14 protein-coding genes are annotated in these 14,540 nt (G+C 69.1%); 5 read left to right on the forward strand and 9 right to left on the reverse strand.

Features of this window, described 5'->3' with window-relative positions:
• Nucleotides 1-118: 118 nt before the first annotated feature.
• Both ACFXHE_RS04835 and ACFXHE_RS04840 read right to left on the reverse strand, forming a co-directional pair.
• Nucleotides 119-772 carry a response regulator gene (locus ACFXHE_RS04835; RefSeq protein ID WP_379379816.1) on the reverse strand — a complete coding sequence of 218 codons (654 nt, stop codon included), beginning with the start codon at nt 770-772 and terminating at the stop codon, nt 119-121.
• 34 nt (nt 773-806) lie between these two features.
• Nucleotides 807-1,967, reverse strand: a complete 1,161-nt coding sequence (locus tag ACFXHE_RS04840; RefSeq protein ID WP_379379818.1) for a sensor histidine kinase — start codon at nt 1,965-1,967, stop codon at nt 807-809.
• Nucleotides 1,968-2,107: 140 nt separating this feature from the next.
• Here ACFXHE_RS04840 and ACFXHE_RS04845 point away from each other — a divergent pair, with 140 nt between their 5' ends.
• Complete coding sequence (locus tag ACFXHE_RS04845) at nt 2,108-2,989, forward strand: sterol desaturase family protein (protein WP_379379820.1); 882 nt, start codon at nt 2,108-2,110, stop codon at nt 2,987-2,989.
• A 63-nt stretch (nt 2,990-3,052) separates the two neighbouring features.
• Here ACFXHE_RS04845 and ACFXHE_RS04850 read toward each other — a convergent pair whose 3' ends face one another.
• The 4 genes from ACFXHE_RS04850 to ACFXHE_RS04865 all read right to left on the reverse strand — a co-directional run bounded on the left by ACFXHE_RS04850 (nt 3,053) and on the right by ACFXHE_RS04865 (nt 7,513).
• Nucleotides 3,053-4,270 (reverse strand): NADP-dependent malic enzyme, encoded by a 1,218-nt coding sequence (locus ACFXHE_RS04850; protein ID WP_379379822.1) that lies wholly within the window; start codon nt 4,268-4,270, stop codon nt 3,053-3,055.
• A 517-nt stretch (nt 4,271-4,787) separates the two neighbouring features.
• Entirely contained in the window at nt 4,788-6,344 is a 1,557-nt protein-coding gene (locus ACFXHE_RS04855; RefSeq protein ID WP_379379824.1) for an FAD-binding protein, read from the reverse strand.
• A 51-nt stretch (nt 6,345-6,395) separates the two neighbouring features.
• Nucleotides 6,396-6,662: a hypothetical protein gene (locus ACFXHE_RS04860; protein WP_379379826.1), complete on the reverse strand. Its 267-nt coding sequence runs from the start codon at nt 6,660-6,662 to the stop codon at nt 6,396-6,398.
• A complete protein-coding gene (locus ACFXHE_RS04865; protein WP_379379828.1) occupies nt 6,659-7,513 on the reverse strand; it encodes a PHP domain-containing protein in 855 nt (284 codons plus the stop codon). The genes ACFXHE_RS04860 and ACFXHE_RS04865 overlap by 4 nt, the downstream gene beginning before the upstream one ends.
• Nucleotides 7,514-7,584: 71 nt before the next feature.
• Here ACFXHE_RS04865 and corA point away from each other — a divergent pair, with 71 nt between their 5' ends.
• Together corA and ACFXHE_RS04875 are read left to right on the forward strand one after the other, a co-directional pair.
• Nucleotides 7,585-8,655, forward strand: coding sequence for a magnesium/cobalt transporter CorA (corA, locus tag ACFXHE_RS04870; protein WP_379380411.1), 1,071 nt, complete (start codon nt 7,585-7,587; stop codon nt 8,653-8,655).
• 77 nt (nt 8,656-8,732) lie between these two features.
• Nucleotides 8,733-10,364, forward strand: a complete 1,632-nt coding sequence (locus ACFXHE_RS04875) for an alpha/beta hydrolase (protein ID WP_379379830.1) — start codon at nt 8,733-8,735, stop codon at nt 10,362-10,364.
• A gap of 17 nt (nt 10,365-10,381) precedes the next feature.
• Here ACFXHE_RS04875 and ACFXHE_RS04880 read toward each other — a convergent pair whose 3' ends face one another.
• The 3 genes from ACFXHE_RS04880 to ACFXHE_RS04890 are packed head-to-tail and all read right to left on the reverse strand — an operon-like array spanning nt 10,382 to nt 12,440.
• On the reverse strand, nt 10,382-10,957 hold the full coding sequence (locus ACFXHE_RS04880) for a suppressor of fused domain protein (protein ID WP_379379832.1): 576 nt from the start codon (nt 10,955-10,957) through the stop codon (nt 10,382-10,384).
• A gap of 4 nt (nt 10,958-10,961) precedes the next feature.
• On the reverse strand, nt 10,962-11,453 hold the full coding sequence (locus ACFXHE_RS04885; RefSeq protein ID WP_354833658.1) for a general stress protein: 492 nt from the start codon (nt 11,451-11,453) through the stop codon (nt 10,962-10,964).
• Between the two features lie 12 nt (nt 11,454-11,465).
• A complete protein-coding gene (locus tag ACFXHE_RS04890; protein ID WP_379379834.1) occupies nt 11,466-12,440 on the reverse strand; it encodes an HpcH/HpaI aldolase/citrate lyase family protein in 975 nt (324 codons plus the stop codon).
• A 61-nt stretch (nt 12,441-12,501) separates the two neighbouring features.
• On the opposite strand from ACFXHE_RS04890, the gene ACFXHE_RS04895 reads away from it, so the two are divergent.
• Both ACFXHE_RS04895 and ACFXHE_RS04900 read left to right on the forward strand, forming a co-directional pair.
• Complete coding sequence (locus tag ACFXHE_RS04895; RefSeq protein WP_379379836.1) at nt 12,502-13,827, forward strand: magnesium transporter MgtE N-terminal domain-containing protein; 1,326 nt, start codon at nt 12,502-12,504, stop codon at nt 13,825-13,827.
• The gene (locus ACFXHE_RS04900) at nt 13,824-14,411 is read left to right on the forward strand and encodes a DUF1003 domain-containing protein (RefSeq protein ID WP_379379838.1); all 588 of its coding nucleotides are present in this window, start codon (nt 13,824-13,826) and stop codon (nt 14,409-14,411) included. Before ACFXHE_RS04895 ends, ACFXHE_RS04900 begins: the two co-directional genes overlap by 4 nt.
• Nucleotides 14,412-14,540: the final 129 nt, after the last annotated feature.

Below are 14,540 nucleotides of genomic sequence, written 5' to 3' on the forward strand. Positions count from 1 at the left end.
AGTTGCTCTTTGCAATTCTGATCGGCTACTGGCTCCCTCTTGGTCAACCCGTGGTGGTGGGCGTGGGGTTAGCCCACCTGGTGGGTGGGTCGGGCCGCCTCTGGATACCGTGATGTCGTCAGTGGGGACGGTGAACGAGGCCGTGTTGGTGGGCGTAGACGACGGCGTGGATGCGGTCGCGCACACCGAGTTTGGCGAGGACTCGGGAGACGTGGGTTTTGACCGTTTCCTCGCCGACGCCCAGGGCGGCGGCGATCTCGCTGTTGCTGCGGGCATCTGCCACCAGTAGGAGTACCTCACGTTCGCGGGCCGTGAGTTGCGCCAGCTCCGGTGGCTCGACCGGCGGGGCGATGCCGGTCACCAGGCGGGTGGCCAGGCGGCGCGTCATGGACGGGTCGATGACGGCGTCGCCGCGCACGGCCACCCGGATGGCAGCCACGAGTTCTTCGGGCGGAAGGCTTTTCAGCAGGAAGCCGCTGGCCCCGGCCGACAGCGCGCGATGCAGGTTGGCCTCGCTGTCGTAGGTGGTGAGCACGAGCACCCGGGTGCCGCCCGCCGCCACGATGGCGGCGGTGGCGGCGAGCCCGTCCAGCTTCGGCATGCGCACATCCAGGATCGCCACGTCCGGATGGGTGCGGGCGGCCGCCTCGATGGCGGCACGGCCGTCGCCCACCTCGGCCACGCACTCCAGATCCGGGTGCGCGTCCACCACCGCGCGCAGACCGGAGCGGAACACGGTGTGGTCGTCGGCGATCAGGATGGTGATGCTCATACGGCTCCGATCGGCTGTGCGGACCCCATGGGCATCATGCGGTCCCGATGGGCACGGAAACCCGGATGACCCAACGGGTTCCGGACGGGTCGGCACCGTAGGCGACGGTGCCGTCGAACAGTTCGACCCGGCGGCGGATCCCGTCCAGGCCACGCGGCACCCCGGTGTTGCTCTCCAGGGCCGCAATGGGATTCGTCTCGCGCAACTCCACCGCGCCCGGGAGATAACCTATCTCCAGCGCGGCCGCATCACGCCCGTGCCGCAGCGCATTGGTCAGCAGCTCCTGAACCACCCGGTAGAGCATGACGTCCAGCGACTCGGGCAGCACCGGCGGCTCACCCGAAACCGTCACGTGCACAGTCAATCCGGCGTCCCGCACCCGCTGCACCAGATCCTCGATATCGGCCAGGCCGGGCTGCCGCTCGCCCTCGTCGTCGCGGCCGTGCAGCAGGTCCAGCTGCCGGCGCAGATCCACCATGGCGGCGCGGCTGCTCGACTCCACCGCGGACACCGACCGCGCCGCCGCCTCGGTATCGGTGCGGGACAGCGCCATTCGCGCCACCCCGGCATGAATCCCGATGGCGCTCACATGATGCGAGATGACGTCGTGCAGATCCCGGGCGATGGCCTCGCGCTCATCGGCCAGCGCCCGGTCCAGCGCCGCCCGCTGCTCCTGCTGCCGCAGGCTCTCCCGCTGCTCCAGCTCCGCGATATAGGCCCCGCGCGCCGCGGTGTACCGGCCCACCAGCCAGGGCACCACGCCCGCGCCCAGCGCGAAGATCGCCAGCCGGATCGGATTGTTGGCGCCCGCGATGGCCGCCACCAGGTTCACCGTCAGCGAGCCGCCGGCCAGCAGCAGCACGGTCAGCACCGAGCTGAGCCCGCTCAGCCACGCACCCGCCTGATACCCCGCGACCAGGAAACCGACATCGAAAACCCGTGCGGTGATGCCGTAGTGGTGGGCGAACAGCGCCACCGCCACCTTCACCACCACCTGCGCCACCGCCACCGCGGCCGCCGTCGAGGCGGGCGCGGCCAGCGCCAGATCCGCGGCCACCGTGGCCAGCGTCAGGATCGCGGCCAGCGCGGGCGCGGCGCCGAAGGCCCCGCACATCACCATCTGGGCGCCGTCCAGCGCCGCCGCGACGGCGGCCACCAGCAGCGACTGCCGGGCCAGCGACCTGGTCACATCCATGGCCGCACGGTACCCCGGAGACCGGCCGTCCCCCGTGTGGGGGACGCGGAATCCCCCGTCGGCGCGACGATCCGCGCGCGCCGCCGAACTAGCGTCGAGCACATGCCAGCAGCCCGACCGCCCCGCCGAGGAGCACGCCCGTGAATGCCGACCTGTTCATCTACGCCCTGCCGGCGTTCGCGCTGCTCATGTTGATCGAATGGATCGGCAACCGGCGCGACCCGGACCGCCCGGCCAATGGCATCGACCGCCGCGACACCACCTCCAACATCGCCACCTTTTTGCTCGGCCGCATTGCCAAACCGATTCTGGCGCAGGTGATTCCGTTCTCCGGCGTGGTGCTGGCCGCGCACTTCACCCCGCTGCACCTGTCACCGGCGCACTGGTGGGTGTGGGTGCTGGGCCTGATCGTCACCGATTTCTGCTACTACTGGGCGCACCGCGCCGACCACCGGGTGCGGCTGCTGTGGACCTCGCACAGCGTCCACCACTCCAGCCGGTTCTTCAACTTCTCCACCGCCATCCGGCTGCCCTGGGCGCATCCGGCCGCCAATATCGTGCGCGGCCTGTGCTGGGTGCCCGCGGCACTGCTGGGCTTTCCGGCCTGGATGGTGTTCGCCCTGCAGTCGCTGGGGCTGCTCTACCAGTTCCCGATCCACACCCAGCGCGTGAAAACCCTGTGGCGGCCCCTCGAATTCGTGTTCAACACCCCGGCCCACCACCGCGTGCACCACGGCTCCAACCAGCCGTATCTGGACACCAATTACGGTGGCATCCTGATCATCTGGGATCGCCTGTTCGGCAGCTTCGCCGCGGAAACCGAACCGATTCGCTACGGGTTGACCAAGGACATCGAAACCGACAATCCGATCAAGGTCAATTACACCGAACTCGTCGATCTGGTCCGTGATGTCCGGACTGCCCGAACCTGGCGCGGCCGTCTCGGATATATCTTCGGCCCGCCCGGCTGGCACGAGAATGCCGCCACCCCCGACCTCGAAAAGGTCTCGGCCGCGGTCTAGTCCAATAAGAAAAGGGGCGCTTCGTCTTACGACGAAGCGCCCCTTTCGTTGCTCGGCGAGTGGCTACGCCACACCCTCCGCGCGAGCCGCGTTGCCGACGGCCTCGGCGACGGCCGGCGCGACCCGCGGGTCCAGCGGGCTCGGGATGATCTTGTCCACGGACAGCTCACCGGCCACCACGTTGAAGATCGCCTCGGCCGCGGCCACCTTCATGCCCTCGGTGATGCGGCGCGCACCGACATCCAGCGCGCCCTTGAAGACGCCCGGGAAGGCCAGCACATTGTTGATCTGGTTCGGGAAGTCGCTGCGGCCGGTGGCCACAATGGCGGCGTACTTCTTGGCCACCTCGGGGTGGATCTCCGGGTCCGGGTTCGACATGGCGAACACGATGGACTCGGGAGCCATCGACGCGATGAGCTCCTCGGCGATGGTGCCCGCCGACAGGCCCAGGAACACGTCCGCGCCCGCCAGCGCCTCGGCCGCGCCGCCGGTGAGGCCGCGCGGGTTGGTGCGCTGCGCCAGTTCGGCCTTCACGCTGTTGAGATCGCCGCGGTCCCGGCTCACGATGCCCTTGGAGTCGAGCACGACGATGTCGGAAACCCCTGCGGCCAGCAGGATGTCGGTACACGCCACACCGGCCGCGCCGGCGCCGGACACGACGACCTTCAGGCCGGACATGTCGCGGCCCTGCACCGCGGCCGCACCCTTGAGGGCGGCCAGCACCACGATGGCGGTGCCGTGCTGGTCGTCGTGCATGACCGGGCAGTCGAGGGCCTCGACGACGCGCTTCTCGATCTCGAAGCAGCGCGGCGCGGAGATGTCCTCCAGGTTGACCGCGCCGAAGCTCGGGCGCAGGCGGATCAGGGTCTCGACGATCTCGTCGACGTCCTTGGTGTCCAGCACGATCGGGATCGAGTCCAGACCGGCGAACTTCTTGAACAGCGCCGCCTTGCCCTCCATCACCGGCAGCGAGGCGCGCGGGCCGATGTTGCCCAGGCCCAGCACGGCGGTGCCGTCGGAGACGACCACGACCAGGCGCTCGGCCCAGGTGTAGGTCTTGGCCAGACTCTCGTCCTTGTGAATGCCGCGGCAGACCTGCGCCACGCCCGGGGTGTAGGCGATGGACAGATCACGCTGGGTGTCGAGCGGAGCGGTGAGTTCGACCGAGAGCTTGCCGCCAAGGTGCCCGGCGAAAATTTCTTCCGTGGTGATGTCGGACAGGTTCGCCCCATTGGACGCGGGGGCCTCGGTGGCATTCACTGCTTCAGTCACGGGTGACACGATTTCACTCCTGATCGGTTCGGACTCAACCGTTTGACGGTTACCGTTCGGTAATAGCGGAATTTGTGGTTTCGGTGCTCATATATCTTTTGCCGCAGCCGCGTTCAGCGACGTCGACACCACTTCCGAGCCACTTCGTGGAAACCTTGCCACCTCATCGTGGCGACGCATACAAAGTATTACGGCATTGCGAGAAGTGTGTCGCGGCAGCGCAGATCGTCGAGCGAGAACCGGAGGGGTGTGTCCGGGCGATACAGCCGGGGTGACCTCGTGTGAACCCGCGAGTCGGGGTTCGTGATCACCGAGTGTCCCGGGCCGGGCGGTGGCTGCGGCCGGGATCGGCCCATTCTGCCAGTCGCTGCGACGGCCTGCCAAATCGCCCCCGGGTCCGTCGCGTCGCCTCACCATCGTTGAAGGGTAAGGCAGTCGAATCACGCCGAGATGAACAGGAACTCGCTGGTCGGAACCTGAACTCGGAGAACTGTCACAACGCGGTCGCGGCGGCGGCTGTGAGCTGTCAAGCGGGGGTTGCACCCACCGCTGTGAGGTCCGGCCGGACCCAGACACTGCCGAGACCCCCGGAGAGCAACCGTACGCGCCAGTCGCTTCCGGCGCCCGGATGGTCGGTGCGGCGATGCATGCCGCGGGTCTCGGTGCGGGCCAGGGCGGAGTACTTGGTCCAGCGGGCGACGGCCAGCAGCGCGGCGGCCTGCCGGGCGGGCAGGCGATCGGGTCCCTTTCCGCCGAGCGCCAATTCGACGCCGGGCCACATGCCGTCCAGTTCGCCGATGCTGTCGCGCAGGCTGCCGTCGCTGCGCCAGTAGCTGCGCCGCAGCGGCAGCGTGTGCTCCTGGACCAGGCCGACCACCGCGCGCGGATCGAGGCGCGCCCGGTCGCCCAGGCCCGCGCCGGGCACCGGGCGCGCCTTGCCGAGCTTGCGACGGCCCACGGCGAAATCGGCCGCGCCCGCGCCCGCCCAGACGCCGGAGGAGATGGCCCACGCGCCATTCTGGCCGCCGAACCCGCTGACCGCCCCGGTGATGGGCTCCCGGGTGGTGACGTCGCCCGCGCCGTAGAGGCCGGGAACCGTGGTCGCGCAGTCGGGTCCGGTCAGCCGCAGCCCGCCGGTGCCGCGCACCGTGCCCTCCAGCACCGCGCACAGCGGCACCTGACCGGTCAGGCTCGGCCCGTGCCGCTGCAGCTCCGCGCGCACCGCCTCGGGCAGTTCGTCCAGCGCGGCGTAGACCCGCCGCCCGTCGGCGATGGCCGCGAAAGCCTGTGCCCGCGAACCGCATCCCTGCCCCCACAGCACCGCCCGCGACTCGTCGTAGAGGGTGGCGAAGTGCATGACCTGGTCGGAGGCGAATACCGCGGCCACCGGGCGGCCGCCCAGCGGCGGCGAATCGGCCACCGGGGTCAGCGAATACGCGTTGGAGAACTCCATGCCGGACAGCTCGGCCCCCGCCTCGGCCCCCATCAGCAGCCCGTCACCGGTGTCCACATCGGTGCCGGCGCCACCGGAGAGGAAGGCACAGCCGCCGGTGGCCAGCACCACCGCGCGCGCCCGGACGGTCCAGCCGCGGAAGTCGCCACCCTGTGTCACACCTGCCGCGCCGGACACGACGCCGTCGCGGTCGGTGATGAGCTGGAGTGCGGGATGGTGGTCGAGGATGCGGATCCCCGCGATCACCATGCTGCGCCGCAGCCGGCCCAGATACTTCGCGCCGTCGAGATAGACCCGCGCCGGGCGCTCGGCGTGTTCACCCCGGAACCGGAAGCCGCCGGTCACCAGCTGGCCGACACGCCGATGGGTCTCCTCCAGCACCCGGTACATCCACTCCGGGTCCCCCAGCCCGCCGCCGTGCGCGAAGTTCTGCCGCACGGCCTCGTCCCGGGCCGGACCGGGCGGAATGTTCCAGAGCGTGACCCCGCCCCGCGCCGTGGGGCCGCTGCTGCCGCAGCGGCCCTTGTCGGCGACCAATACCCGCGCGCCCGCAGCGGCAGCGGCCAGCGCGGCCCAGGCTCCGGCCGGGCCACCTCCCAGCACCAGCACATCGGCGTCGAATTCGGTCATATCGACAAATGTTCGACGACGGTTCACTCACTCGCAACCGTTATGCGTATTTCAATTCCACCACTGCGCCCAGAGCAGATATCCGGCTATCACGAAAACGACCAAACATCCGAAAAAAGCCGCAAAACCCCGATGTCTATCCGCATAAATTTGGGCGGCCAGCACGGCTGCCGCCGCGGTCACATGCCACGTCACCGCCGCCCACCCGGGGCCCGGAAAACCGCGCCGAACACCGATGATCGCGGTGGTGGCGACCGTGGCCGCCAGCACCAGCGTGCCCCCCGCGACCACTCCGCTCAGGCCCCGGACCACTCTCATGCGGTGATCACCGGGACTCCGCTCGCTTTGCCCACGATTTCCTCGAATTGCGTTGGGTCGGTGGTGAATTCGCCGAGCCGAATGGTCTTGTTGGCGCCGTGGTAATCCGAGGAGCCGGTCGTCAGCAGACCCAGCTCGGCAGCCAGCCCGCGCAGCACCTCGCGGTCCTCCGCACTGTGGTCGGGGTGATCGAGTTCCAGGCCGCCCAGCCCGAACTCGGTCAGCTCGCGAATGTGGTCCAGCGCCAGCAGCCGCCCGCGCTTGCGAGCCCGGGCGTGCGCCACCACACTCACGCCGCCGGCCGAGGCCACCATTTCGACGGCCCGCCGCAGCGGCGTGTCGGCCTTCTCGACGTAGTAGCGGCCGTGCGGGGCCAGCAGATCCTGGAACGCGGCGTCCACGGTCGGCACCACCCCGGCCTGCACCAGCGCCCGGGCCAGATGCGGGCGACCCGCCGACGGGCCCACCGACGCCATGACCGCGTCCGGATCGATGGGCAGGCCGTCGGCGGCCATCTGCTCGGCCATGGCCCGCAGCCGCACCACCCGCTCGGCGCGCAACCGCTCCCGCTCCTGCGCGAAGGACTCGTCCTCGGGGTCGAACAGGTAGGCCAGCAGGTGCACCGGCACCGGATAGCCGTCCTCCCCCAGCCCGACGCACGACATCTCCATGCCACGCACCAGCGTCAGGCCCGGAGGGAGCGCGGCGGCGGCCTCGGCCCAGCCGGAGGTGGTGTCGTGATCGGTCAGGGCCACGACGTCGAGACCGGCAGCAGCGGCGTTCGCGATCAGTTCGGCCGGGGTGTCCGTGCCGTCGGACGCGTTGGAATGGGTGTGGAGATCGATGCGCACGCCCCCTATATTGCCTGCGGCCCGAACCATCGCCAGGGGGCGGGACGATTAGCATCCTTGATGTGTCCTCGATACCGCCGCTGCCGTCCTTCCACTGGCCCGGGCGGTCCGGCGAGCCGCGCGACCCCGCCAAGATGCCCGTCCGTCACGGCCGGATCGTCGACTGCGCGGTCTACGTCGAGGGGGTGCGGCTGTTCGAGCACAGCTCCTACAAGAACGCGCTGGCCGAAGTGCGCGAACGCCACGAAGGATTCGTCTGGCTCGGACTGCTCGAACCCGGCAAGGAACTCATGGCCGATATCGCGCAGACCTTCGGCCTGCACGAACTCGCCGTCGAGGACGCGGTCAAGGCGCAGCAGCGGCCCAAACTCGAACGCTACGACGACATCCTGTTCCTGGTGCTGCGCACGGTGCGCTACGTCGAGCACGAGCTCAGCACGGTCAGCGAGATCGTCGACACCGGCGAGATCATGGTGTTCGCGGGACCCGATTTCGTGATCACCGTCCGCCACGGTGAGCACACCGAATTGAGCGGTGTGCGCAAGGATCTCGAAGCCGACCCGCGCCAGCTCGCGCTGGGGCCCGGCGCGGTCCTGCACGCGGTGGCCGACCGCGTGGTCGACTCCTATGTGGAGGTCACGGCGGCGATCGAGGAGGATGTGGACGCCATCGAGGAGGCCGTCTTCACCCCTGCGAACAAGCTCCAGATCGACGCCATCTACCAGCTGAAACGTGAAGTGGTGGAACTGCGCCGGGCCGTCAAGCCGCTCGGGCTGCCGCTGCAGGTGCTCACCCACGACACCACCCTGCCGCTGCCGAAGGAGATCCGCCGCTACCTGCGCGACGTGACCGACCACCACACCGCGGTCACCGAGCAGATCATCGATTTCAACGAATCGCTCAGCGCCCTCATCAATGCCGCGCTGGCCAAGGTGAGCATTCAGCAGAACACCGATATGCGCAAGATCTCCGCCTACGCCGCCATGGCCGCCGTGCCGACCATGATCGCGGGCGTCTACGGCATGAATTTCGAACACATGCCGGAACTCTCGTGGACCTACGGATACCCCATCGTGATCGCGGTGATGGTCGGCCTGTGCGCCCTGCTGTACGCGAATTTCCATCGCAACAACTGGCTTTGAGCACCGAACGCCACCAGCGGCTTTGCCGACCGCCTCGACGCGCCCGCCGCCGGGTTGCTATGAATGCGGCTGTGTTCATGATGAGGACTTCGCCGGTCCGCGGCCGGATGGCTTGGTGGACAGCAATATTCGGGCTTCTCCTGGCCGTGCCGGTGCCCGCCGCGGCCGGCCCGGCAGCCGACTCCTACGTCGACGCCCTCGCCGATGCCGCACCGGCACCCACCCTTCAATGGACCGACTGCGATTCCGGATTCTCCTGTGCGACAGCGCGAGTGCCACTGGACTATGCGCATCCCGAAGCCCGATCGATCGACCTGGCCGTGATCAAACTCCCCGCCGCCGACCCGGCCCGGCGGATCGGCACGCTCTTCGTCAACTTCGGCGGCCCCGGCCGGTCCGGGGTGCAGCGGCTGCGGGAACGGGCGCACTGGTCGTGGCTGTTCTCCGACGAGCTGCGCGCCCGCTTCGATCTGGTGTCCTGGGATACCCGCGGCAGTGCGAACAGCGCACCGGTGCACTGTTTTCCGGATGCGACCGCGCAGCAGCTGTTCTTCGCCACCTATCCCCCGATGCCGGGCACGCCCGACGCGGAGCCGCCGTTCTTCGCGGCCGCGAAGACGCTGGCGGACAACTGCGGACAGCGTGCCGCCGACCTGCTGCCGCACCTGTCGACCGAGAACACCGCACGGGATCTGGATCTGCTGCGCCGGGCCGTCGGCGACGACAAACTGACGTACCACGGCATTTCGTACGGCACCTACCTCGGCGCGTTGTACGCCAACATGTTTCCCGGCCGGGTCCGCGCCCTCGCGCTGGACGGCTCGATGGACTTCCGCGGCAACGCCCTCGGTCTCGACGACGCCGCCGCCGACCAGCCCATCGACACCCGCCAGGACGTGGCCACCGGAATCGCGGGCGCGTTCGACGCCATGCTCGACGCCTGCGTGGCGGCCGGGCCCGAATGCGCCTTCTCCCAGGGAGATCCGCGGGAGAAATGGCAGCGGATCCTGGAACGGGTACGGCGCGAACCGATCTCGTGGAACGGCAAACGCTACGACTACGGCACCGTGGTGGCCGCGGCGGGCCAGCTGTCCAATCCGGCCGGCTGGCCGCAGGTCGCCGCCACCCTGCAACTTCTCTACGACCTGCGCAACACCCCGTATCAGCCGACCGATGTGCTCGCCGAGACCGCGGCCCTGGTGCGGCAGGTGGCCGACATCGGCACGGGCAGCTCGCAGGGCCTGGGCGGCACCGGCGCCAACACCTACGACGACAACTACACCGAGGCCTTCCACGGCGTCCAGTGCGCCGACAGCCGGGTGCCGCGCGACGAGCGGCGCTACAGCGCCCTCGCGATCAGTGAGGACCAGCGGGTGCCCGTCTTCGGCCGGCTCGGCGTCCTGGACGCACTGACCTGCGCCTACTGGCCGCAGACCGCCGTGCACCCCTACTCCGGACCGTGGAATCGGCCGACCGCCCCGATCCTGGTGATCAACAGTCGCAATGATCCCGCGACACCGCTGGCCGGAGCCGCCGCCGGCGCGGCGGAACTGTCGGACGCGCACCTACTGGTGGTGGAGGGAGCCGGGCACAGCAGCATGTACGTGCACAGCAAATGCTCGGAGGCCGCGAAACGCGACTATCTCATCGCGGGAACGCTGCCGGCCGCCGGCGCGACCTGTCCGATCGACGGCAACCCGTTCGATTAGAGCGACGCAGCGGTCGATCAGAGCGACGCTGCGGCCCGGGCGGGATCACGCACATCGATTCCCGCCTCGGCCCAGGCGTCGCGCAACGCCGCCGCGCCGCGAATCCGCACCCACGCCGCCTCCGTCGCGGTGATCGGCGCGACCGTCAGGAACCGCACGGGCTCAGCGGGTTCCGGCAGCTCCACCTCCGGGATGTCGCTCGCGCCCAGTAGCGCCGCGGTGAACGGCGCGTTGGTCCACAACGGTTCTCCCAGATCGAGCAGCGCATCCGCCTGCAGCACAACACCTTCCACCGCGGGCGCCGCCACCAGCACACCCAGCGTGCGGGTCAGCCCCGAACCCGCGCCCACACCGCCGCGCAGCGTCAGCACCAGCTCCGCGCGCGGCCCGCGCACCGGATCGGCCAGCGCCGCAGCCGGATCCGTCATCGGATGCCGGGAACCGCCCAGCGTGGCGTAGTGCACGAACTCACCGTCCGGGATACGCAGGATGTCGATGGGCTCCAAACCCAGGAACGTCACCGACGCCGCGTCCGCGGACTCCACCTCGAAATGACCGAGCACCGCGGCCCGGACCTGATCCAGTACCTCCATGGATCTAGATGGCCAGCCTGGCGAGCATGTCGCGCGCCTGCTCGGCGGTCTTCGGGTCGCACAGCACGTCGTAGCGGCCGGCCACCAGCTGCATGGTGGAGGCGAAGTCGCGCTGGCCCCGGGTGGCCGCGTACGGGATGGACGCGGAGATGAGGCCGAAGATGATGCCGCCGACCAGGCCGACCACCAGCGGGCCGATCGCCCCGCCGGAGGTGAACATGCTCAGCAGCAGACCCAGGAACAGGCCCAGCCAGGCGCCCGAAACCATGCCGCCGCCAATGACCTTTCCCCAGGTCAGCCGGTACAGCACCCGCTCGACCTGCATGAGGTCGACGCCGACGATGGTCACGCCCTCCACCGGGAACTGGTTGTCGGCCAGGTAGTCGACCGCCCGCTGCGCCTCGGCATAGGTCGGGTAGGAGCCGACCGGCCAGCCCGACGGTGGCGTCGGCAGGCCGGGACGGCCCCGGCTCGGATTCCCCATGGGATTCGTCATGACTCCATCATGCTATTTCGCGTCGACGGACGCCGATTCGCCGTGCCCGATTCGAAGAGCAGGCGTGGTTCGCGCCATTCCGGCCGCCCTGCCCTTGTCAGCGATCACCTGAGCCATCTTCGCGCTGGCCTCGTCGATCATCTCGTCACCGAGCATCACCGCGCCCCGCGCGCCGCCCTCGGCCGAGGTGTGGAACGCGTAGGCGTCGAGGATCTCCTCGGCCCGGTCGTAGTCGGCCTGGCGCGGGCTGAAGATCTCGTTGCAGGCGGTGATCTGATCCGGGTGCAGCACCCACTTGCCGTCGAAACCCAGTGCGGCCGTGCGGGATGCGTTGCGGCGGAAGCCGTCGATATCGCGGACCGCCAGGTAGGGGCCGTCGATGGCCTGCAGGCCGTGGGCGCGGGCCGCCAGCAGGATCGTCATATAGATGTGGTGATAGGCGTCACCCGGCTCGTAGCCCTCGGGCTGCTCGCCGACCACCAGGGTGCGCATATTGATCGAGGCCATGAAGTCGGCGGGCCCGAACACCAGGGTCTGCACCCGCGGGCTCGCGGTGGCGATGGCGTCGATATTGCGCAGCCCGAGCGCGTTCTCGATCTGCGGTTCGATCCCGATCCGGCCGACCGGCAGCCCGTTGGCCTTCTCCAGCTGGGTCAGCAGCAGGTCCAGGGCCTGCACCTGCCCGGAGTCGGTGACCTTCGGCAGCAGGATGGCGTCCAGCTCCGAGCCCGCGCCCTCCACCACCGTGATGACGTCGGCATAGGTGTGTTCGGTGGTCCAATCGTTGACCCGCACAACGCGGATCTGGGCGCCCCAGCCGCCGGAGTTGAGGGCCGCCACGATGTTCGCCCGCGCGGCCTCCTTCGCCGCCGGCGCGACCGCGTCCTCGAGATCCAGGAACACCTCGTCGGCGGGCAGTCCCTTGGCCTTCTCGATCATGCGCGGGTTGCTGCCGGGCACGGCGAGCACCGATCGGCGCGATGTCATGGCTCACTCCTTCACGTGGCGCGACATTTAGGACGCGTTCGACCCACTAGCCTTACCAAACATGGCAGCGACGAAGGTTTTCGCCGCCCGGTTGGCGGGCTTGGTGGTACTGGGACCGGACGGCGAGTCTATCGGCCGCCTCCGGGACATCGTGATCTCGATACGCTATGACCGCCAGCAACCCCGAGTCCTGGGCGTTCTCGTCGAATTGCCCACCCGGAAGCGGATTTTCGTGCCCATGCTGCGGGTGCAGACCATCGACCCCGGCGCGATCACCCTCACCACGGGCACCATCAGCGTGCGCCGCTTCGAGCAGCGGCCCGGCGAGCTGCTGGCCATCGCGCAGATCCTCGACTCCACCGTCCGCGTCGCGGATCCGGAGTTGCCGCACCTGTCCGGCGCCGACGTGGTGGTGGTCGACCTGGGCATCGAGCAGGGCCGTACCCGTGACTGGGTGGTCTCCCGGGTGGCCGTGCGCGAACGCCGCCGTCTGGGTGTCGGCTTCGGGCGGCGTGGCGCGGTGCACGTGGTCGACTGGGCGCAGGTGCGCGGGCTCACCCAGACCGAGCTCAACATGCCGGGCCAGGACGTCACCCAGCTGCTCGCGCAATTCGAGGGCATGCGCCCGGCCGATGTCGCGCACATGCTGCGCGAACTGCCGCAGAAGCGCCGCATCGAGGTCGCCTCCGCCTTCGACGACGAACGTCTCGCCGACGTGGTCCAGGAACTGCCCGAGAACGACCAGGTGGAGTTGCTCGAACAGCTCGGTGTGGAACGCGCCGCCGACCTGCTCGAGGCCATGGACCCCGACGACGCCGCCGACCTGCTGGGCGAACTGCCCGAGGGCGAGGCGGAATCGCTGCTGGCGCTGATGGATCCGGAGGACTCCGAACCGGTGCGCCGTCTGCTCGAGCACGCGCCCTACACGGCGGGTGGTCTGATGACGCCCGACGCGATCGTCATCACCGCCTCCACCACGGTCGCCGAGGCGCTGGCCCGCATCCGCGATCCCGAGCTGACCCCGGCCCTGGCGTCGATGGCCTTCGTGGTGCGTCCCCCCACGGCCACCCCGACCGGCCGCTACCTGGGCTGTGTGCACTTCCAGCAGCTGCTGCGGGAACCGCCCGCCAACCTGGTCGGCGGCATCGTCGACACCGATCTGGTGCAGCTGCGGCCCGATGCCCCGCTCACCGCCGTGACCCGCTATTTCGCCACCTACAACCTGGTGTGCGGGCCGGTGGTGGACGCGGAGAATCATCTCTTGGGAGCCGTCACCGTCGACGACGTGCTCGACCACCTGCTGCCCGAGGACTGGCGCGAGCAGGACGAAGACCAACACGATGCACACGGCATGCCCGTGATCGAGGGGACGGGAGGCCGCGCATGAGCGAGCGGCTCGAAAAACTCAGCGCCCGCCAGCGTTTGGAGACCCCGCTCGAGACCCGCTTCCGCGGCCTCGACTGGGATCCCGAGGCGATGGCCCGTTCCAGCGAAAAGGTGGCCCGCTTCCTGGGCACCGGCCGCTACCTGGTGATCCAGACCGTCATCGTGGTGGTGTGGATCCTGCTCAATGTGTTCGCGCTGCGGCTGCAGTGGGACCCGTATCCGTTCATCCTGTTGAATCTGGCGTTCTCCACCCAGGCCGCCTACGCCGCACCGCTGATCCTGCTGGCGCAGAACCGCCAGGACAATCGCGATCGGGTCTCGCTCGAGGAGGACCGGACACGAGCGGCCCAGACGAAAGCCGACACCGAATTCCTGGCGCGTGAGCTCGCCGCGCTGCGGCTGGCCGTCGGCGAGGTCGCCACGCGCGACTACGTGCGCCGGGAACTGGACGACATCAAGGAATCCCTGGTCAGATTGGAGAAACTGACAGTCGGCGACGAGGTCGCGAAGGTCAAGAAAGCAAAGAAGAGTACCGATCGGAAGACTGATGAGGTCGCAATTTCGGCACAAAAAGATGGCGACTGACCACCGAAGTTGTTCCGATCGAGCTGACTCATGGGTAACCTGGATCACGTTGTTCCGAGCGACCGACCCAGACACCGCCGCTGTATGAGTGTTACCACGGGGCACCGGCCGCACGACTGAGGGGATTGT

Source organism: Nocardia sp. NPDC059229, assembly GCF_042754165.1.
Lineage (GTDB): Bacteria > Actinomycetota > Actinomycetes > Mycobacteriales > Mycobacteriaceae > Nocardia.